The sequence below is a fragment of the Akkermansiaceae bacterium genome (genome assembly GCA_019634595.1).
In the GTDB taxonomy this organism is placed as follows: domain Bacteria; phylum Verrucomicrobiota; class Verrucomicrobiia; order Verrucomicrobiales; family Akkermansiaceae; genus Luteolibacter.
The window spans coordinates 63,453-83,982 of the sequence record JAHCBC010000004.1; the positions used below are offsets into that span (position 1 = coordinate 63,453).

The window sequence follows — 20,530 nt, forward strand, 5'->3', positions numbered from 1 at the left end:
CTCACAGGCTTGCCGGAATCATCCTCAAGTCCAGCGTGAATGGGAAATCAGGGCTCTCCGGCACTTCCTTCGGGATGATTTTCCCACCCGTATGACCATGGCGGAAAAAGCGAGCGAGTCGCCTGGCTTCCGCCTCGAAGGCATTGACCGGGAAGGTGGTATGATTCCGCCCTCCGGGGTGCGCGACGTGGTAGGAGCAGCCGCCGAGCGAGCGGTCGTTCCAAGTATCGAGCAGATCGAACACGAGCGGCGCGTGAGGCGGGATGGACGGGTGGAGGCAGTTCGGCGGTTGCCAGGCGCGGTAGCGGACGGCGGCGACGAACTCCCCCTGCGTTCCGGTGGGGTGCAGCGGGATCTTGTATCCATTGCAGGCCATCACGTGGCGCTCTCCGGTCAGGCCGCGGACCAGCACCTGCATGCGCTCCAGGGAGCTGTCCACATAGCGGACCGTGCCTCCGGGGCTGCCATCTTCGCCGAGAACGTGCCATGGCTCGATGGCGTGGCGGAGTTCGACATCCACCCCGCCCTGCACGAAGTCCCCGATTTTCGGAAAACGGAACTCCAGGTGCGGGGCGAACCATTCGTCCTCGATGGCATAGCCACCCGCCCGCAGATGGGAGAGAACGTCCTTGAAGTCCTGCCAGATGAAATGCGGCATCATCCAGCGGTCGTGGATTTCGCTGTCCCAGCGGACCAGCGGCTTCTCGTAGGGATCTTTCCAGAACTTCGCGACCAGCGCGCGCAGCACCAGGTGCTGGGCGAGGCTCATCTGGGAATGCGGCGGCATTTCGAAGTTCCGCATCTCCAGCAGGCCCAGGCGGCCGGTGGCGCTGTCCGGGCTGTAGAGTTTGTCGATGCAGAACTCGGCGCGGTGCGTGTTCCCCGTCGAGTCGATGAGCAGGTTCCGGAACGCACGGTCCACCTGCCACGGCAGCGGCGTCACGCCTTCCAATGTCTTGAACGCGATCTCCAGCTCATGGATCGAGTCGTTCCGGGCCTCGTCGATGCGCGGTGCCTGCGAGGTCGGCCCCACGAACATGCCGGAGAACAGGAAGCTCAGCGACGGATGGTGGTTCCAGAAGGTCACCATGCTCCGCAGCAGGTCCGGACGGCGGAGCAGCGGGCTGTCCGAGGGCGTCTCACCACCGATGATGATGTGGTTGCCGCCACCGGTACCGCTGTGGCGGCCATCCAGCATGAACTTCTCCGTGCCCAGACGGCAGAGGTGCGCCTCATCATAGAGCGTCTTCGTGTTGAAGACCAGCTCATCCCATGATGCGGAGGGCTGGAGATTCACCTCCATCACCCCCGGGTCCGGGGTCACGCCCACTTTCTGGATGCGCGGGTCATAGGACGGCGGCGTGCCTTCCAGGATGATGGGCGTGCCCAGCTTGCCGGCGGTGTGCTCCAGCACGGCGATGAGATTGAGGAAATCCTCCGTCTTCTCCACCGGCGGCAGGAATACGTGCAGGCGGCCATGACGGGCCTCGAAGCAGATCGCCTTGCGGATGACCCAGGAAGCGGACTGCTGGTCGTCGGGACGCTGCTCCCATGGCCGATGCTTCGGTAATGGCGGCAGTTCGCCCTGCTTTGTTCCGAGAGCGGCATCCAGTCCGCCGTCCGGATAAACGGGAGGCGACGGGAATGAAGGAATGGGGTCCGCCGATTTCCGCGATTGGTGGAGCACCGTCGTTTCGCGGTGGGTGGAAAGCTTCGGCAGATCGCGGGTGGGATCTTCCGGGATAAAATACGGGAACTCCTTCTCACTCACCCATGGCAGGGAGTCGAGCGGCAGGCGGTAGCCGACAGGTGAATCCCCCGGCAGCAGGTAGAGTGTCTCGTCACGGAGGAACCATGGTCCGCTCACCCAGCGTTTGCCCTCCGGGGTGTCCGTGTTTTCCAACGGCAGCACCCACCCGACGATCTCATCCAGCCCCTTGTTGAAAACACGGGCAAGGCGCTCCCGCTCCAGCTTGTCCTTCAGGTTCGACTTCAGCGGATCGACATTGGTCGGGAGCCTGCGCTCCTTCCACAGGTAGTAGAACGCGTCCTCATAGGCCGGGATCAGCCAGTTGGGATCCGCACCCAGCGCCAGTGCCAGTTCGGTGCCGAAGTGCTTCGCGGTGTCCTCATTGAAGCCGTAGTCCTTCGACTCATCCGCGATCAGGCTGCCGTCCTCCCAGATCGGCTCGCCGTCTTTCCGCCAGTAGCAGGACAGCGCCCAGCGCGGCAGTTGCTCGCCCGGATACCACTTGCCCTGTCCGTAGAAGAGGAGACCACCGGGGGCGAAATGCCCGCGCAGCCGCTTGATTAGTTGGTCCGCCAGGATGCGCTTCGTCGGCCCCAGCGCGGCGTTGTTCCACTCATCGCCATCGAAGTCATCGACGGAGATGAAAGTCGGTTCACCGCCCATGGTCAGGCGCACATCCATCTTGTCCAGATCCCGGTCGATGGCCCGCCCGCTTTCCAGGATACGCGCCCACTGTTCCTCGCGGTAGGGCAGCGTGGTGCGCGGGGATTCGTAGATCCGCGTGACGGACATCTCGTGTTCCATCGTGGACTCCACCGGCGCGGTGCCGCCGGTGACGGGAGCCGCGCTGGATGGCTCCGGTGAACAGGCCAGCGGCAGGTGCCCTTCCCCGGCCAGAAGGCCGGAGGTGGGATCAAGGCCGATCCAGCCCGCACCGGGCAGATACACCTCCGTCCACGCATGCAGGTCGGTGAAATCCACTTCCGCACCACTGGGGCCGTCCAGAGACTTCACATCCGCCTTGAGCTGGATCAGGTAGCCGGAAACGAAGCGCGCGGCGAGGCCGAGGTGGCGCAGGATCTGCACCAGCAGCCACGCGGAGTCCCGGCAGGATCCGGACTCGATCTCCAGCGTCTGCTCCGGTGCCTGCACGCCCGGCTCCATCCGGATGTTGTAGTTGATGTCGCTCTGCAGGTCCGCGTTGATCGCCACCAGCAGGTCGATGGTGCTTTCCTTCCGCCCCCGGTATTTCGCGATCCGTGCGGCCAGCAGCGGCCCGGGTTCCTCGACTTTGAGGAACGGGGCCAGCTCCGTTTTGACACCCGCATCGTATTTGAAGGGGAACTTCTCCGCCTCCGGCTCCAGGAAGAAATCGAACGGATTCTGGACGGACATCTCCACCACCAGATCCACCTCGATGTCCAGCCGGTCGCGCGGCTCCATGAACACCAGCCGCGCCAGGTAGTTCCCCTGCGGATCCTGCTGCCAGTTGATGAACGGAGCCTCCGGCCCTACTTTGAAGCTGTAAGAAAGGATCCGTGAGCGGCAGTGCGGTGCCGGCCTCAGCCGGACGACATGGGGTCCGTGCTCCACCGGCTTGTCATATTCATAGCTGGTGCGGTGGTGCAGGGCGACATGGATGGACATAAAGTGAAGGGCGCTGGAGCGATTGAAATACGCATAAATCCATAGCATCCGGCATGCCAGAGCAAGCGTGCAACCCCACCGGGTTCAGAAACTTTCGTCACCGGGGACGGTCCTCAATGATGGTCCCCGCGGGCGAGAAGCTCCGCTTCCTCCTCATGGGAATGGATCTGCAGGTTCACCTGGACTCCTTCCTTTTCCGCGGCCGCCTTCAGCACGCTGCGGATCGCCGAGGCGGTGAAGCCGTTCCGCCCGATCAGCATCGCCACATCCGCCTGGGCCAGAACCAGTTTGAAGCGCAGCTTCTTCGGCCCCAGCTCCGCCACCTTCAGTTGAGCCTGGCTGGGATCATCGATCAGCTTGATGGCGACGAACTGGAGGAAATTCCGCAATCTCTCGGTGACAGCCTGCATGGTTCCCTATCATGTACCTGCTTTCCTTCCGCCGCAAGCATTCGACCGGCACTTTGTCCCGAACCTTCCGGTCTGGCAGCGAATCTTTTGCATGGATCCGCTACACTGCCTTGCATCCCGGCGCATCCCTCCCTCATCTTCGCGCCCGCATGTCCCGCAATCACCGCATCACCATCCTCGCCGGAGACGGCATCGGTCCGGAAGTCATGGACCAGGCCGTCCGCGTCCTCGAAGCCGTCGAAGCCAAGTTCAACTTCACCATCACCCGCACCGCGCATCTGGTGGGCGGCGCCGCGATCGATGCGACCGGCCACCCGCTGCCTCCGGAGACGGTGGAAGCCTCCGAGAACGCCCAGGCAATCCTCTTCGGCTCCGTCGGTGGTCCTAAATGGGAAAACCTCCCTCCGGACATCCAGCCGGAGCGCGGCGCGCTGCTGCCCCTGCGGAAGCACTTCGGTCTTTTCGCCAACCTCCGCCCCGGCGTCTGCCTCCCCGCCCTCACCCACGCCTCCCCGGTGAAGCAGGAACTCATCGCCGATGGCTTCGACGTCCTCTGTGTCCGCGAACTCACCGGCGGCATCTACTTCGGCGCGCCGAAGGGCCGCCATGAGAAGGACGGCGAGCCGGTCGCCCTGGACACCATGATCTACCACAAGAGCGAGATCCAGCGCATCGCCCGCGTGGCCTTCACCGCCGCCATGGGCCGCAAGAAGCGCCTCCTTTCCGTGGACAAGGCCAACGTCCTGGCCTCCTCCGTCCTGTGGCGCGAGACGGTCGTCGAGATCGCCAAAGAATTCCCGGAAGTCGAGCTTTCCCACATGTATGTCGATAACGCCGCCATGCAGCTCATCAAGCGCCCCGGCTCCTTCGACGTGCTGGTGACCGAGAACCTCTTCGGTGACATCCTCTCGGATGAGATGGCGATGATCTCCGGCTCCCTCGGCATGCTGCCTTCCGCCTCCCTCGGCAAGCAGCGCGAGGACGGCCTCTACTTCGGCCTCTACGAGCCATCCGGCGGTTCCGCACCGGACATCGCAGGCCAAGGCATCGCCAACCCCATCGCGCAGATCCTCTCGCTCGCCATGCTGCTCCGTTTCTCCCTCGGTGAGATCGAAGCCGCGGAAGCGATCGAGGCCGCCGTGGCGAAGACCATCGCCGACGGTTTCCGCACCGGTGACATCTTCACCGGCGGCGCGGGCGAGAACAAGGTCGGCACCGCAGGTATGGCGGACGCCATCCTGGCCCGCCTTTGAAGCTGCCGGGGATCATTCCTTTGGACAAAAAAGGCGCTCCATGGCTGGAGCGCCTTTTCTTTTATGAACCTTGGCCGCGGACTCAACGCCGACGCCGGAGAAAGAAGCCCATGGCTCCGGTAATCCCGAGCAGAGCAGCGGATGGCTCTGGAATGGTGTAGTTGATGACCAACGCCGGACGAGCCGCCGTGGTCGACGAAACATCCGAGTGCTGGAAGAAAATCTGGCGGCCGGTCACGGATTCGTCGGTGAGCTTCATCAGCAACGAGAGTTCCGATCCGGAATTCAGGACCCTCTGGGCTGCAGCGACGAAATCCGAACTGGAAGCGAAGCTATAGCCGACACCCACGTTCGCGCTCGGCGTGACGTTGATGGTGGAGAGAACAGTGGTTGAGAAATCACCGCCTGCGGTTCCCCACACAGTGCCGGTGGCCGAGTTGTTCCAAGTGACCGTACCGCCTGCAAAGGAGGTGGTCAGTTCATGGAGTGAAAAGCTGACTGCGGTGCTCGGAGAGTCGTTGGTGGAGCCCTGAACGAAAAGGCTGATCGAATCGATGGTGGCTCCGGCAGGAATGTCCGCGAGCGAATAGCTCATGACCGTGCGGATCAGCGCTCCGTTGGCACCGGTGAGCCTGCCCGCGATCGCCCTCGTATCCGTGCTATAATTGTTGTTCGGGCTGTCCGCGCGGATGGTGGTGGAAACACTGGTATAGCCTGTGGTCGGGCTCACCCCCTCGCGGAGGGTGATCGTCGCGGAAGAGGCAATGCCAGCTGTTGCAGCCGACAAAATGGAGATCGAAAACAAGTAACCCGGACGCATACGCGCCCGACCATCCGGCATCATCCCCCATTTTCAAGAGAAACCATGAATTTGCGCATTTTGAAAGCAACTTGCTGCAAGGCAACGATCACCTCCTGCGTTTCATGAGCAAAAGGAGTCCCAATGATCCTATTCCTGCTGGTTCAGTCTTTCCCGTTCCAATTCAAGCTGGAGATTACGGACTGAATTGAAATGGCCCGGATCTATCTCCAAGGCCCGCCGGCAAAGGGGAATCGCTGCTTCAGGTCCGCCCAAATGGCTTTCTGTCAAAGCGAGGGCCGAAACGATATCAGCGGTTTCCCGTTGCCCGAGTGCCTTGCGCAAGGATTCCCCAGCCAGCAAGAACTCGCCCCGGTGCATATGGTCCAAGGCGAATTGATGATGAATCTCCATCAGATCGTCCGGTGTGAAATAGGTGGGAAGTCCACGGACATAGCACTCTTCACAGATCATGATCTCTCCCACCGATGTCTCCGCAAGAGCACTCGCTTTCTCGCTCCGATTCACCAGAAGCTGATCATCATCCGGTGCGATCCAGACCTCCGGCGTAGCTTCCCCGATGATGCTTTTGCAAAGACCGCATTTGCCGCTCATCACGTTCGTTCGTTGTATCAAGCCGTTGGGATCTTCCCTGATTCCGGATCTGGAGAATAACCCATGGTCACATCACCGCACGATTTCCTCTATCCGAATCTCCATAAAGTCGCTCGCTTGAAAAGCACCACTTCAGGCCTTCCCCCCTGAAATTCATCCCGCCGATCTCCCGACGTTAGGGATTGGACGTTTGCCTCCCGCCGCGCATGCTCCGCCCGTGCAGTTGCCCGTCTTCGAAATCGCCGATGCCCTCAAGGCCGCCATCGGTCCGGAAAAATCCCGTATCCTCCTGAAAGCCCCCACCGGTTCCGGGAAATCCACCTCCGTTCCCGGCATGGTCGCGGAGGCCGTGCCTGCGGGCAGGATCATCGTCATCGAGCCACGGCGGATGGCGGCACGTCTGCTCGCCACCTGGGTGGCCAAGCAGCGGAACACGCCCGTGGGCCACGAGACCGGCTATGCGGTGCGTTTTGACACGAAGTACCGCAATGACACCCGCATTCTCTACATGACGGATGGTGTCTTCCAGCGTTGGATCCAGGATGAGCCGGACCTTCCGGGAGTGGCCGCTGTCATTTTCGATGAGTTCCACGAACGCAGGCTGGCGGTGGACATTTCCCTCGCCCGTTGCCTGGATCTCCAGGACGGCGTGCGCCCGGACCTGAAGGTCATCGTCATGTCCGCCACGCTGGAGACGGGGAACCTCGCGGAATACATGACCCCCGTCACGTCCCTGGAGGCCGGTGGCCGCACCTACCCGGTGGAGGTGAAATACCGCCCCGACCGGCCGCCGCAGAACAACCGCACCGGCGGCCCGCCCCGCGAGGTCCCCATCTGGGAGCGCATGGTGAAGGTCTGCATGGAGGCGATGACCATGGACGATGCCGGGAACATCCTGATGTTCCTGCCCGGCACCCATGAGATCAGAAAAACCATCGAGCTGCTGGAATCCGGCTCCGCCACCCGTGGGTGGGACGTCTTTCCCCTCTACTCCGCCCTGCCTCCGGCGGCGCAGGAGGCGGCCATCGCCCCGGGGCCGAAGCCGAAGATCATCGTCGCCACCAACGTGGCGGAAACCTCCCTCACCATCGCTGGTGTCCGCACGGTGATCGACTCCGGCTTCGCCCGCATCGCCTCGTTCGAGGCCCGTCGTGGCATCAACACCCTGCTCATCCGGAAGATCGCCCGTGCCGCAGCGGAGCAACGTGCGGGACGTGCGGGCCGGACCGCCCCCGGACGTTGCTTCCGCCTATGGTCGGAGGCGGACCACGCGAAGCGCGCGGAATTCGAATCCCCCGAAGTCCACCGCGTGGAACTCGCGGAGGCATTCCTGTTGCTGAAAGCCTCTGGTGTGGACGACCTGCGGGGCTTCCGCTGGCTGGATGCGCCGACCGCCGAATCCCACGACCGCGCCGAGCGGCTGCTCCATGATCTTTCCGCCACGGACACCACCGGCCACCTGACGGATGAGGGCCGCAAGATGGCATCGCTGCCACTCGAACCCCGCTTTGCCCGCCTGCTGCTCGCCGGGATGGAGCACGGCTGTGTCGCGGAGACCGCCTTCATCGCCTCCGCCGTCCAGGGGGAAGGCATCTTCACCAACAAGCGTGGTGGCGTTTCCCGGAAAGACTTCATCTATCCGGATGACGATACCGACTTCGCCGGGGAATGCCGTGCCTTTGACGCCGCCGCGGGAATGAACTTCGACCCGCAGCGGTGCGGACAGCTCGGCATCCTCGCCCGCGGTGCACGGGAAACCGCACAGTCGCTCGACCGCCTGCTATCGCTGGCGAAGAACTTCGGCTGGCCGGTGGCACGCATCGACTTCCAGAAGAACCATGAGGCGATCGGCAAGGCGATGCTCGCCGCCTTCAGCGATCAACTCGCCATCCGCTTCTCGCAGGGAACGCTCGCCTGCCGGCTGGTGGGCAACCGTCGGGGCAAGCTCGACGAGGAATCCTGCGTGAAAAACGCGCCCGCCTTCGTCGCGGCTGAGATCACGGAAGTGGAGGCCCGCGAAGTGATCACCCACCTGAAGCGGGCCACTGCCATCGACCCCGCTTGGCTGGCGGAGCTTTTCCCGGAAGACCTTTCGGAGACGGACGGAGCCGCCTATGACGAAACCCGCAGGCGGGTCGTTTCGCGGAAGCAGACCGTCTTCCGCGATCTGGTGCTGGAGTCGAAGGAATCCGACCACAACGTGAACCTCGACAAGGCCGCCGAAATCCTCGCGGCACGCGTCCTCTCCGGCGAGCTGATCCTGAAAAACTGGGATGACCAGGTGGAACAATGGACCACCCGCCTGAAGTTCCTTTCCTCCACCCTGCCCGAACTCGGCATGCCGACGTGGACGGATGAGGACAAGGCCGACGCCATCGCGCAGATCTGCCACGGCCACGTCGCTTACAAGGACATCAAGGAGGCGAATCCGTGGCCCGTCCTGAAGGAATGGCTCAGCCATGCCCAACGCATGGCCCTGGACTCCTACTGCCCGGAGCGCATCACCCTGCCGAACGGCCAGAGCGCGAAGGTCACCTACCAGCCGGGAAAAGATCCGTTCATCTCCGTGCGCGTCTCCCATCTCTTCGGCGTCTGGGAAACCCCCACCATCTGCAATGGCCGCATGCCCCTGCTGGTCCACATCCTGACCCCCGGCCAGAAGCCATGGAACATGACGAAGGATCTGAAGAACTTCTGGTCCAGCGGCTACTTCCAGATGAAGAAGGATGTGGCGGGACGCTACCCCCGCCATCCTTGGCCGGATGACCCGAAGACCTACGTGCCGCAGCCGCGGAAGTGATCACCACCGGTAGCGGGCGATGCCATAGGGACCAAGGTCGAGTTTCGCTTTCCCTCCGGAAATCCTCGGACCACTCCCACCGGAGGCGTCTTTCATGACCCCGCCGCCGGTTCCTCCGGGAACATCGATCGTCACGCTCACCGCTTCCGGGGTTTCATTGACCGCAATGAGGTGCCGGCCCGCCGCATCCGCCAGTAACAGGCCGTGGACCTTGCCATCTTCCGAGGAGAACTCCCGGCGGTGCTCGCCCAACAGCAAGGGGGCAAGCTCCTTGATTTCAGCCGTCAGGGCCTTCATCGGCTCATGCAGTTCCGGGTGATACTTCAGCCCCTTCTTCTGCTCCGCGCCGTCATCCCAAGGATACCACAGGATGCCACGCGCACCCTTCACGATGCTCAGGAAAGCCATCGCCCGCAGTTGCTCCGGCGTCTCACCGCCGAACGACTGGTTCACCAGCCATACCGGGCGGTTGCCCTTCGTCGCATCGCACGCCCGCTTCGTCCAGTCCGTCACCTGCGTCAGCATCGGATTCGGCAGCGGATAGGGATCGACGGAAAAGATGTCCCCCAGCGATTCCTGCTGGTGGAAGAGGTGGGGCAGGAAGGAAAGCATGAACGTCGGGTGGTTCGGGTCTCCGGTCCGGAACTGGTCCCTCACCTTCTCGCAGAACAGGAAATCCGGCTCCTGTGGTTCATCGAAGACATACCATGCCAGCAGCGCGGGATGATCCGCGAACTGCTTGATCAACTGCGGGATCTCATGCGAACGGCGGCGGATGTTCCCCATTTCGAGGATCACCTTGATCTTGTTCTCCTGCGCTGCGTTGAGCACATCCCTCGCATGGTCGAAGCCCCATTCCCAACCCTGGATGGTGTTGAAGCCGAGGGCCGCCATGGTCGCCATCTCCTTGTGGTCCATATGATAGATGCCGATGGGAAAGAACGGTTCACCCTCAACCAGCAAGGTCAGGTCATCATCCACGACGACCTGGTTCGCGGTCTTCGCCAGCACCTTGAAAGGAGCCTCCGAGCTGCCGACGAGGCCGGCCGCACTCCTCAGCTCCGCCTTCACCACATATCCGCCCGGCGGCAGCTCCCCCAGTTTCACCGGCACCGCGAACTCCATGGAAGCGGGATTCATTTCGACGGACGGAGCCGCCTGGGAGCCGGATTCCGACTGGATTTTCAGCAGCAGCTTCGCGCCGGAAAGCCCTTCCTGGTCCCGGGCGATCTTCACCCGGAAATCCACTGTTTCCGTCCTGCGCTGCTGGGAAAGGAGTCCCCGGTAACGTGGAGGCAGCACCGTGAGGAGCGGCGGAAACTCCACCTGCCGGTCCACGAGCACGCCCACGCCTTCCTTGGTGCGCACCTGGACCAGCACACGGGCCGCTCCACGCACGGAGGCACGGAAGGGCAGTTTCAGATCCAGCGCGCCACTGAGGTTCCCGTGGCTGCGGAACTTCAATGCCTCCCCGCTGGCGGGAGTGATCTCCATTTCCAGCGCAACCGGCCCGGTGAGTCCGGACACGGCTTTCAGGGAAATCCCGGCCTCACCCGGTCCGACGGCGAAGGTCGGCCTGACGTCCTCATCGAAGCCCAGGCCCGGCAAGGAGAAGGCGGTGGCGGCCAATCCCAGCCGCTGGAGCTCCAGGTTCGCGCGGATGTTCTCGAAGGTCTCCGCATTCCCCTGCCTCTGGTTGCTGACATAGACGATGCCCTTTCCGAGGCGCGTCATCGCCGTCGATGGTTTCCCGTTTCCCGTCCTCAGTCCGACTTCCCAACCGAGGGATTCATCCAGCTCCAGATCGCCCCACGCCGTCACCTCCTCGTTCGGCAGACTGGAGTTCGGCAGGAAATACAGCGGATGCGGCGGGGTGGAGAGGATCGGCTTCTGCTTCGGCCACTGCCTGCTGTCCCGGCCGTTGCCGTAGGCCTTCAGCTTCGGATCGACCTTTTCCAGCCACGCGGTCGCCGCCGGATAGTTCGCCTCCGGGATGACGATGGCCCCTCCCTCCGCCACGAAGGCTTTGATCTTCTCCGCCTGCGCCACGAATGCAGTGCCATCACCGAAGAACAACGGCGCTCCGGCGATCATATCGAACTCGCCCAGCCGGCCCGCAAGTTCCGCGAACTGGGAGTAGGAGAACATCTCCTTCTTCCAGCCCAGCCGGTCCACCACCAGATCATACTCGTTCGCATGGACGATGCCATCGAGCGTCTTCTGGTCCGTGTGCATCACCGCGACGCGGAAAGGTTCCGCCGCACCCATCCATTGGATGGCCGCAGCCATCCATATCCCGAAAGTCATCCGCCATTTCATGAAGCTCAAATCCTAAAGCAACCGGGAGCGTCCGCCAGTACACGGACGATTAGCTCCACCTCCCTTCACCATCCGCGCAGGATGCCCCGGTTCAGTCCGGCGGAAACCGCTTCCGTCCGTGTCGCCGCGCCCAGCTTGGTGAAAATCCGCCGCAGATGCTGCTTGGTCCCGTTCTCGCTGAATCCAAAGATACCGGCAATCTCCTTGTTGCTCAGCCCCCGCGCCACCAGTTCCAGCACCTCCACCTGCCGGGTGGAAAGCTCCGGCTCCTCCCTGGACACTTCGGCGCTCCTGAGAATGTCTTCGGGGAACCAGGTTCTGCCTTCGTTCACCGCGCGGATCGCCCGCAACAGATCGGGCAGTTTGGTTTCCTTCAGCAGGTATCCGGCGACACCCGCATCGAATGCCCGGCGGATGTCCGCCTCCAGATCATAGGTGGTGAGGATGATGATGCGGGCGGCGGGATGGCTCCGGAGGATCGTTCGCGCCACTTCATCACCCGGCATGTCCGGCATGCGGAGGTCCAGCAGCAGAACGTCCGGCCGTTGGGCGGAATGGACGGCCAGCGCCTCCCTTCCATTCTCCGCGGTCGCCACCACCTCGATGTCCGGACAATCCTCCAGCATCGCCTTCAATCCCATCAGAACGATGGAATGGTCGTCGGCAAGCATGAGGCGGATGGGCATATGGTCACAGGGTGTCCATGGACTCCGGGATCGATGTGGATGGAATCCCCACATGGATACTCGTTCCCGCCGGAGAACTTTCGAGATTCATCTCCCCTTTCAGCAGGCCGACCCTCGATTTCATGGAATACAGTCCGAAATGCCCCTCTCCCGGTCCTGGGGACTCCGCCGGGTCGAAGCCATGTCCGTCATCACGGATCTCCACGGAAATCCATTCCCCGTCCACATCAACCCTGATGTGGATGACGGATCCACCGCTGTGACGGACCGCGTTGGTGGTTCCTTCCTGGATCAAACGGAAAAGGTGCGCCCTCACGCGGGACGGAATGTCATTCACGGCGTCCGCCGCGGCAAGCACCACGGCAGGCCCTCCCTCCACGGTGACAGCTTCCGTCAATTTCTCCAGGGCCGCCTTGAGTCCCAGCTTCTCCAGAGAACCGGGGGTGAGATCCCACACGGCGCGGCGCAGATCCTCCCTGCCATGTTCGAGCAACTTTTTCACCAGCCGCAGGCGGTTTTCCTCCCGCTCGTCCGGAGGCAGATTCCTGGTCGCCGCCTCAAGCTGGAACGCGGCGGCGGAAAGCACCTGGGAAACGCCATCGTGCAGCTCCATCGCCAGTCGGGAACGCTCACCGGTGATCAGCTCGTTCTCCCGGCGGAAGTGCATCTCCCGCGCCAGAAGCTCCGTCCGCACCCGCACCTTTCTCCGCAGGACCATGCCCCAGCCCAGCAGACCGGCCACGGAGACGCCCGCCCCCGCGAACACCGCCCCCAGACGCCATGGCGTCCACCATGACGGCACGGTGCGCACCCGGATGCCCCCCGCATCCGGCAGCAGGATCTCGAAGTCCTCCAGCTTCCTCCCGGCCTCCCATCCATACAACAGCCTGCAAATTCCCGACACCTCCACGTAGGCCCCGGCCTCCACCCCCTCCGGCAATGACTGCGACCGTGGCAGCACGCAACGGAATATCCCGTGATCCGACTCCACGGAAATCGCATGATCCCTCTCCCGGTGGCCGGTCTCCACCACCACGCCGCCAAGCGAAAGGTACCGCGCATCCCGCTCCATGCCCGCATCTCCTGCCATCTCCCTGCGCTGCACGGGTTCCGGGGCGGGAAGAGATCCCGGTTGTGGATCGGAGAAGACCGCCTGCTCCATCAACAGGCCATCCTCGTACAAGGTGGGGATGCCCGCGACCTCCACCCTTTCTCCCGGCTTCAGTTTCAACCCGGAGGGCGGGGAGATGCGGATCGCATGGTTCTCCTTCTGCACCACCACCAGCCGGTCCTGCCATGCCAGCGTGACCACGCCTGCGATCTTCCGCCGCCTCTCCAGAAACGGATCGTGGCCCTGGGCCAGCAGCACGGACACCGGAGTTTCAGGGATACCTGACAGTTCCGCAGCCGCCCGGAACAGCACCTCCAGACCTTCCACATGGTCAGCGATCACCAGGGCCGCCACCTGCGGCGTCCCTGAAACCTTCCGCTCCATCACCATCCCGCGGATGCGGATCAGGTCATCCGCCCCCACCACCGGAGCCGTCGCTCCGTCCGGCAGCCATACCCTGACGGAGATCCTCCGGTTCGCCGGACCGAATCCCATCACGAGATGCCTGCCGTCCTTTCCCTCCTCCACGCCGCAGTCACGCACCACGGCGTTGAACTCCACATATCGGTCCTCGTATTTCCCATCCGCAACTTCACCCGCCTCCAGCAACACGGGGGCGGGCAGCGGGGACTCTCCGGTGGGTCTCACCGCATCCGCCTTCACCCGGGGCGAGTAGTCGCCCATGAAAGTGAAACCCCGCACCCTCACCTGCGTGCCGACGGCCAGCCCTTCGAGCAGCCCCGGCTTCGCTTTCTGCGGCAGTTCCACGAAAACATTTCCGGTGGCATCCTGGACCACGAAGCCTTTCTTCCCCCCACCTGTCCGGCACACCACCACTCCGCCCAGGTCCACCCGCCAGAACTTCCCCGCCTCCACCGGCGACATGGAACGTACCGCGGAACAGGTCACGAACGTCTCGCGCGCACCCGCGCCACCCGCCAGCAGGAACACCAGCAGGAAGATCGTCAGATATGCGCCCCTTGTCAGCATGGCTTGTCTCGGCTCCCCAACCCGGCCGGATCCGGCCCATGGGGACCCGGCGACTTTTCCTGAGTTCTTCGGTTGATCGCCAGACGAAAACAAAAGAATCTCCGTGCACTCCATCTCCGCATGTGGCGCCTCATTTTCATCATTTCCATCCTGCCCATCATCGCCGCCATCGTCGCCCGCTGGTACTTCGGCCTCCGTGTGCTCTCGAAGGATGGGAGGCTCCCGTGCACGGTGGACCCCATCCGCTGGCAGGTCTATCTGGGGGACAAGCCACCTCTGGAAACACCCTCCGCACCGGCGATGGAGCTGGGCAAGGTGCTCCGGCTGGCGGCCCTTGAGGATTGGAAAACCAGGGAGCCGAAGAAAGCAGCCTCCCGGGAAAGCGCGCGCAAGTTCGGCCTCGCCGTGCCTCCGCTGGCCCTCGTCATCGCGGTCTTCGCGCTGCTGGTGGCGAAGATCCCGTTCCTCGGCGCGGTGGCCATCCTTTTCGCCTCCACCGCCCTTTCCGCCGCCTTCGGCCTCCTCAGTCTGGGCGGCGAGCTGCGCGCCATCGCCGTGACCACGAGGAAACTCCGCGAATCCCGTTCCTTCATGCGCCGTGACGATGAAGAGGCGGTCGCCAGTTGTGCCGTCGCCCACGCATGGTCGGAATCCATCCCACCCATCCTCCGCATTTTCTGACATCCATCCGCCTTATGAAACCCACGCTTTTCCTGCTTCTGCTCACCTCGCTCTCGTTCGCCCAGACGGAAGCGGAGAAAAAGAAAGAGGAGCCCGCACCGAAGGAGACTCCCGCAAAGGTTTCCGCGAAAGATCCCGTCACCCGGGAAGATGTCGTCACCATCGGCGGCAAGCGGATTCCCTACCGGGCCACCACCGGAAAGCTGCAGCTCAAGAAAGATGACGGCACACCCCGCGCCTCCATCTTCCACGTCACCTATGAACGGACGGATGTGAAGGATGCCGCGGCGCGCCCGGTCGTCTTCTGCTTCAATGGCGGTCCCGGTTCCTCCGCCGTCTGGCTCCACCTCGGCGGCATCGGCCCGCGCCGCGTGGAACTGCCGGGGGACGGCACCGCCGCGCCCGTCCCTCCGGTGAAGGTCATCGGGAATGAGTTCAGCATTCTGGACGTGGCGGATCTCGTGTTCATCGATCCGGTGACGACGGGATACAGCCGCGCGGAGAAGGACACGAAGGACAAGGAGTTCCACGGCGTGGATGAGGACGTCCAGTCCGTGGGCGACTTCATCCGCCGCTGGATCACCGAACACGGCCGCTGGGCATCCCCAAAATACCTGCTGGGCGAATCCTACGGCGGTGTCCGCGCTGCGGGCCTGTCCGAACACCTCCAGTCCCGCTATGGCATGTCCCTCAATGGCGTGATCATGCTTTCCACCTTGCTCGATTTCCGCACCATCCGCTCGTCCCAAGGAGATGATCTTTCCTACTCCGTCTTCCTCCCGGCGTTCACCGGTACTGCCCACCATCACGGCAAGATCAGCGGGGACCGTGACCAACTGATCGCGGAAAGCTCCCGCTTCGCCTTTGACGAATATGCGGCGGCCCTGCTCAAGGGAACGGCTCTTGATGAAGGCGCGGCGAAAGCCATCGCGGAAAAGCTCGCCTCGTTGACAGGCATCCCCGCGAAGGTGTGGAGCGACAAGAAACTGCGCATCAGCCCGTCCGGGTTCCGCAGCGAGCTGCTCCGCGCGGAGCGGAAGATCGTCGGCCGCTTCGACGCCCGTGTGGCATGGGACGGCGCTGACATCACCGCCGCGTGGGCGGATCAGGATCCTTCCTACTCGCTCGCCTACGGAGCGTTCTCCACGGGCATGCTGGCATATCTCGGCAATGACCTGGGATGGAAGGAAGACCAGCCCTATGAGATCCTCACCTCCAAGGTCCAGCCGTGGAGATGGGGTGCGGACAACGAGGTTCTCAACCTCAGCGGAAAGCTGGTGGACGCCATCCGGGACAATCCGCACCTCCGGGTCCTGGTCATGTGCGGCCGGACCGATCTGGCGACCCCGCCGGAAGGCATGGCTTACTCCGTGCGCCAGATGCTGGACCTGCCGGAACCCCTGCGGAAAAATTTCTCCTTCACCCACTATGATGCGGGACACATGTTCTATCTGAATCCACCCGATCTGGTGAAATGCCGGGCGGATCTCGTCAAATTCCTCGAATCCCGCTGAGCCGTGGAAAGCCAACCTGAGACTCCCTCCGCTGCGCCGGCACCGCCTCCTTTCCCGCAGGCGGGTCCACCGGCCATGCCCATACAGATCCACCCCCATGGATATGGTTACGCGCCACCCACCACCGTGGATGAGCGGAACATGGCCATGTTGTGCCACCTGCTTTCCATCCTCACCGGCTTCATCGGGCCGCTGATCCTCTGGCTGGTGAAAAAGGATGAGTCCCCCTTCATCAACCATCACGGGCGCGAGGCGCTGAATTTCCAGATCACGGTTTTCCTCGCCTATCTCGTCCTCTTCGGACTGACGCTGGTATTGATGTTCGTCTTCATCGGGGTGTTCCTCGTCCCCTTTCTGTTCGCACTTCCGTTGCTGGCCCTCGTTGCGGAAATCATGGCGTGCATGGCGGCCAACCGCGGTGAGTGGCACCGCTATCCGTGCTGCCTCCGCCTGTTCTGAGTGACCGGCGCCAGCAGGTGCGGCATGCCCGCCATTCATGTCCGCAGGGAATATCCTTCACGGACTTTCCCTCGTTCCGGAGTTGGCATGGCAGGCGTTCCGCTTCGTGGGGTGGTGATTTCCATGCACCACTCCATGAAAGACAAATTCGCACTGCTTCTGCTCGCCACTCCCCTCCTCCACGCAGGGACACCCGCAACACCGCCGGTGGAAACCGTGAAAGAGGAACCCTGGATCAAACCATTGGTCGACATCCGCGCCCGCTATGAATTCGGCGACACGGATGGACTCGATCCCTCCCACGCCTTCACCATCCGCGAACGCCTGGGTTTCAAGACGAAGGCCATCGCCGGGTTCAGCGCCCTCATCGAAGGTGAGTTCACCCAGGCCATCGTCGATGACTACACCAGCGGCGACGCGGGGGCGGACCCCATCACGCCCGGCAACACCGTCATCAGCGACCCTGAGTCCAATGAACTCAACCAGGCCTATCTCCAGTATTCGCAATTCGAAACGACCGTCCGCCTCGGACGCCAGAGGATCATCTACGACAACTCCGCCTTCATCGGCAACGTCGGCTGGCGCCAGAACGAACAGACCTTCGACGCCCTCTCGGTCACCAGCACCTGGCTCGACGGACTGACGTTCAACTACGCGTATGCCAACCGGGTGAACCGCATCTTCGGTTCCGAAGCCATCGGCACCAATCAGGATGTGACCGGGGAGATCCACCTGCTCAACCTGTCCTACACCGGCATCAAGGGAGTCACCCTCGGGGCTTATGGATACTTCATGGACTTCGACGCGCCCGATGGCTGGGACAATGACACCTTCGGCGTGAGCGCGAAGGGAACTCTGGGCGGCCTCCTTCTTTACGGGGAGTTCGCCTGGCAGAATGAAGCGGGAGCGGCCAATGACGATGATGCACTCTACGCCCACGTCACCGCCACCAAGACTTTCGGCAAGCAATCCGTGACGCTGGGGGTCGAGCATCTCGGTGCCGGCTTCCAGACACCACTCGCCACCGTGCACGCCTTCAATGGATTCGCGGATGTGCTCATCGGCCAACGGATCAACGGCACGCTGCCCGGCCTCACGGATGTCTATGTTTCCCACACCACCCCCATCTTATGGGGTGTTAAATGGACGAACACCCTGCACGCCTACGGCGACAACGAGGTGTCCACCGCACTCGGATGGGAATACAACTCCGTGCTGGCGAAGAAGTTCAACGACAACTTCAGCGCCATCATCGAGATCGCCCACTTCGAAAGCGAAAGCGCACTGCCCACCACCACCCGGGCATCGCTCGGTGTGACCTACACATTCTGATCGGATAACTGGTGGCTGACTTATTGGGGGAGCAGGGTGCGGTCATGCGCACCCTGCTCATCGCCGTTTCCACGGTCATCATTTGGAAAGGTTCGTGTGCATGGCAGCGAAGGCCATCTCACACAGGCCGATGAAAGCCTCTTCGACCAGGCTGGGTTCACGGTTCGAGGAGTGGAAGACACCCCATTCCCGTTCGATCCCCGGCTCCGGAATCTCCACCGCCCTCAAGGTTCCGTCCTCGATCTCGCGGGCTGCGATCCATGGAGCGACGATGCCAACCCCCACCCCGAGCCGTGCCATCTCCTTGATGGCGGCCATGTCACCGAGCACGAGCGGCTTCTTCCCGCGTCCGCCTTTTTTCTCAAACCATTCCTCGATGAGCCTGTGGGTTTCCGTGGCCTTCGCGTAGATGATGAACTGCTGTTCGGTCAGTGTCGCCAGCACGGCGTCGGTGTCATTCACCCATGGATGGAACGGAGACACCACGAATGCCAGACGGTCCGTGAACATATGCCGGTAACCATCCTCGCCGCGGCCACGCGGTTTCAAGCCGATGACCAGATCCAGCTCCACATCGGACAGGCGATCCAGCAACACGGTGGTGTCCCCCGCCTCGATCACCGGTTCACACCTGGGAAAACAATCGCGGAACTCACGGAGAACACTTGGCACCAGGAACGTGCAGAGGCTGTGTGGCGCACCGATCCGGATGCGGGTCTGCCCCCACTTCCTCAAGCCGTCCAGGTCACGGCTCGCCTGATCGAGTTCGAAGATCACACGCTTGCAGCGCTTCAGCAACAACTCCCCCTCCACGGTCAGCGTCACCCTCTTTCCACTGCGGTCCAGCAGCTTGCACATGAGCTGTTCCTCCAGCGTTCTCAGGGAGTGGCTGACGGCCGACTGCGTCACAAAAAGCCGTCTCGCCGCAAGGGTGAAACTCCCCTCCTCAACCACCGCCACAAAGGCCCTCAACTGTCGCAGATCCGGAACCCAGTCCATAAAAATTCGATGAATCGGACTCATCACGAATCCGGCGGTAAATCAGCAGCGCTTATGCCAAATCCCGGAAATTGGCACTGATTCCGCTTATCCATGGATATGAACTCCGCCACCCGGCACTCCACGCCCCGAGCGACCGCCATCCGGCTGGGATATGTCCCCCTCAGTGACTGCGCCCCCATCGCGGTGGCGAAGGAAACAGGTATCTTCGAACGCAACGGCCTGAACGTCCAGTTATCCCGGGAACTGGGCTGGGCATCGGTCCGCGACAAGATCTTCTACGGGAATCTCGATGCTTCCCAATCCATCGCCGGACTGGCATTCGCACTGGGACTGGGATTCTCCAGCCTGAAATGCGAGGTCGCGGTGCCGATGATCCTCAATCTCCACGGCAATGCCATCACGCTCTCCCGTGATCTCCCTCCGGACATCATCGGCCACGGCGAAGGCCTCCGCTCCTACATCACCCATTCCTGGAAAAAAAACCGTCCGCTGACCCTGGCGGCCACCCACCGGTGTTCCTCCCACCACATCCTGCTCCAGAGCTGGCTGAAGCGGCACGGCATCAACCCGAACGAAGATGCCGAGATCATCTTCCTCCCTCCATCCCTGATGCCACGCCAACTCAAGGCCGGCCACATCGACGGCTACTGCGTGGGTGAGCCATGGAACTCCGAGTCCATCCTTTCCGGCATCGGTTGGTCCCCGGCCACCTCCTCGGATCTCTCCCACGGACACCCGGAAAAGGTGCTGCTCCTTTCCGGGAACTTCCTCCGGGAGAACCATGATGAATCCCTCCTGCTGGTAAGTTCCCTGCTGGAGGCATGCGCCCTCTGCCAGGATCCCTATTTCCGCCCGGAACTCGTCCGCATTCTCGCCCGGAAGAACTATACCGGCGCATCCCCGCAGGTCCTGGAGAACAGCCTCTGCGGCAACTTCGACTCGGGCATCGGCACCTCGGAAACGAGCTCGTTCCACCTCTTCTCCGGTGACAGCGTCAACTGCCCCACCGTGGACAAGGCCTCATGGATCCTGGCGGGCCTGCGCGCCACGGGCGCCTTTTCGGAAGGGACCAGTGGTTCCATTTCCCGCATCTACCGCGAAGACCTCTATCACGCCGCGGCCCTGTTGCCCAGGCCGGCATGAATGAGCCGCACTCATGCGG

General features: G+C 62.7%; 15 protein-coding genes. 7 read left to right on the top strand and 8 right to left on the bottom strand.

Going from position 1 to position 20,530, the window contains the following annotated elements; all coding sequences use genetic code 11:
* Position 1: 1 nt before the first annotated feature.
* A complete protein-coding gene (locus KF712_15480) occupies positions 2-3,397 on the bottom strand; it encodes a transglutaminase family protein (protein ID MBX3742388.1) in 3,396 nt (1,131 codons plus the stop codon).
* 113 nt (positions 3,398-3,510) lie between these two features.
* On the bottom strand, positions 3,511-3,807 hold the full coding sequence (locus tag KF712_15485) for a KH domain-containing protein (GenBank protein ID MBX3742389.1): 297 nt from the start codon (positions 3,805-3,807) through the stop codon (positions 3,511-3,513).
* Between the two features lie 149 nt (positions 3,808-3,956).
* Between KF712_15485 and leuB the strand changes: the two genes are divergently transcribed.
* Positions 3,957-5,060 carry a 3-isopropylmalate dehydrogenase gene (gene leuB, locus KF712_15490; protein ID MBX3742390.1) on the top strand — a complete coding sequence of 368 codons (1,104 nt, stop codon included), beginning with the start codon at positions 3,957-3,959 and terminating at the stop codon, positions 5,058-5,060.
* Between the two features lie 82 nt (positions 5,061-5,142).
* Here leuB and KF712_15495 read toward each other — a convergent pair whose 3' ends face one another.
* Positions 5,143-5,865, bottom strand: coding sequence for a DNRLRE domain-containing protein (locus tag KF712_15495; protein MBX3742391.1), 723 nt, complete (start codon positions 5,863-5,865; stop codon positions 5,143-5,145).
* Between the two features lie 144 nt (positions 5,866-6,009).
* A complete protein-coding gene (locus KF712_15500) occupies positions 6,010-6,474 on the bottom strand; it encodes a tetratricopeptide repeat protein (protein ID MBX3742392.1) in 465 nt (154 codons plus the stop codon).
* 217 nt (positions 6,475-6,691) lie between these two features.
* Between KF712_15500 and hrpB the strand changes: the two genes are divergently transcribed.
* The gene (gene hrpB, locus KF712_15505) at positions 6,692-9,274 is read left to right on the top strand and encodes an ATP-dependent helicase HrpB (GenBank protein MBX3742393.1); all 2,583 of its coding nucleotides are present in this window, start codon (positions 6,692-6,694) and stop codon (positions 9,272-9,274) included.
* Here the strand turns inward: hrpB and KF712_15510 are convergent, their stop codons facing one another.
* The 3 genes from KF712_15510 to KF712_15520 all read right to left on the bottom strand — a co-directional run bounded on the left by KF712_15510 (position 9,275) and on the right by KF712_15520 (position 14,380).
* Positions 9,275-11,563 (bottom strand): hypothetical protein, encoded by a 2,289-nt coding sequence (locus KF712_15510; protein MBX3742394.1) that lies wholly within the window; start codon positions 11,561-11,563, stop codon positions 9,275-9,277.
* 95 nt (positions 11,564-11,658) lie between these two features.
* On the bottom strand, positions 11,659-12,279 hold the full coding sequence (locus tag KF712_15515; protein MBX3742395.1) for a response regulator transcription factor: 621 nt from the start codon (positions 12,277-12,279) through the stop codon (positions 11,659-11,661).
* Positions 12,280-12,283: 4 nt separating this feature from the next.
* Positions 12,284-14,380: a sensor histidine kinase gene (locus tag KF712_15520; protein MBX3742396.1), complete on the bottom strand. Its 2,097-nt coding sequence runs from the start codon at positions 14,378-14,380 to the stop codon at positions 12,284-12,286.
* Positions 14,381-14,500: 120 nt separating this feature from the next.
* Here KF712_15520 and KF712_15525 point away from each other — a divergent pair, with 120 nt between their 5' ends.
* The 4 genes from KF712_15525 (at position 14,501) to KF712_15540 (ending at position 18,366) form a co-directional block, all read left to right on the top strand.
* On the top strand, positions 14,501-15,061 hold the full coding sequence (locus KF712_15525; protein MBX3742397.1) for a hypothetical protein: 561 nt from the start codon (positions 14,501-14,503) through the stop codon (positions 15,059-15,061).
* 14 nt (positions 15,062-15,075) lie between these two features.
* Positions 15,076-16,575: a peptidase S10 gene (locus KF712_15530; protein MBX3742398.1), complete on the top strand. Its 1,500-nt coding sequence runs from the start codon at positions 15,076-15,078 to the stop codon at positions 16,573-16,575.
* Positions 16,576-16,650: 75 nt separating this feature from the next.
* Positions 16,651-17,034 (top strand): DUF4870 domain-containing protein, encoded by a 384-nt coding sequence (locus KF712_15535; GenBank protein ID MBX3742399.1) that lies wholly within the window; start codon positions 16,651-16,653, stop codon positions 17,032-17,034.
* Between the two features lie 135 nt (positions 17,035-17,169).
* A complete protein-coding gene (locus KF712_15540) occupies positions 17,170-18,366 on the top strand; it encodes an alginate export family protein (protein MBX3742400.1) in 1,197 nt (398 codons plus the stop codon).
* Between the two features lie 78 nt (positions 18,367-18,444).
* Here KF712_15540 and KF712_15545 read toward each other — a convergent pair whose 3' ends face one another.
* The gene (locus KF712_15545; GenBank protein ID MBX3742401.1) at positions 18,445-19,365 is read right to left on the bottom strand and encodes a LysR family transcriptional regulator; all 921 of its coding nucleotides are present in this window, start codon (positions 19,363-19,365) and stop codon (positions 18,445-18,447) included.
* Between the two features lie 99 nt (positions 19,366-19,464).
* Between KF712_15545 and KF712_15550 the strand changes: the two genes are divergently transcribed.
* Positions 19,465-20,511 carry an ABC transporter substrate-binding protein gene (locus tag KF712_15550; protein MBX3742402.1) on the top strand — a complete coding sequence of 349 codons (1,047 nt, stop codon included), beginning with the start codon at positions 19,465-19,467 and terminating at the stop codon, positions 20,509-20,511.
* Positions 20,512-20,530 lie beyond the last annotated feature (19 nt).

Coding starts and splice junctions, on each gene's coding strand:
- KF712_15480 (MBX3742388.1), bottom strand. CDS start 3,397: ATGTCCATCCATGTCGCCCTGCACCACCGCACCAGCTATGAATATGAC.
- KF712_15485 (MBX3742389.1), bottom strand. CDS start 3,807: ATGCAGGCTGTCACCGAGAGATTGCGGAATTTCCTCCAGTTCGTCGCC.
- leuB (MBX3742390.1), top strand. CDS start 3,957: ATGTCCCGCAATCACCGCATCACCATCCTCGCCGGAGACGGCATCGGT.
- KF712_15500 (MBX3742392.1), bottom strand. CDS start 6,474: ATGAGCGGCAAATGCGGTCTTTGCAAAAGCATCATCGGGGAAGCTACG.
- KF712_15510 (MBX3742394.1), bottom strand. CDS start 11,563: ATGGCTGCGGCCATCCAATGGATGGGTGCGGCGGAACCTTTCCGCGTC.
- KF712_15515 (MBX3742395.1), bottom strand. CDS start 12,279: ATGCCCATCCGCCTCATGCTTGCCGACGACCATTCCATCGTTCTGATG.
- KF712_15520 (MBX3742396.1), bottom strand. CDS start 14,380: ATGCTGACAAGGGGCGCATATCTGACGATCTTCCTGCTGGTGTTCCTG.
- KF712_15525 (MBX3742397.1), top strand. CDS start 14,501: ATGTGGCGCCTCATTTTCATCATTTCCATCCTGCCCATCATCGCCGCC.
- KF712_15530 (MBX3742398.1), top strand. CDS start 15,076: ATGAAACCCACGCTTTTCCTGCTTCTGCTCACCTCGCTCTCGTTCGCC.
- KF712_15535 (MBX3742399.1), top strand. CDS start 16,651: ATGCCCATACAGATCCACCCCCATGGATATGGTTACGCGCCACCCACC.
- KF712_15540 (MBX3742400.1), top strand. CDS start 17,170: ATGAAAGACAAATTCGCACTGCTTCTGCTCGCCACTCCCCTCCTCCAC.
- KF712_15545 (MBX3742401.1), bottom strand. CDS start 19,365: ATGGACTGGGTTCCGGATCTGCGACAGTTGAGGGCCTTTGTGGCGGTG.
- KF712_15550 (MBX3742402.1), top strand. CDS start 19,465: ATGAACTCCGCCACCCGGCACTCCACGCCCCGAGCGACCGCCATCCGG.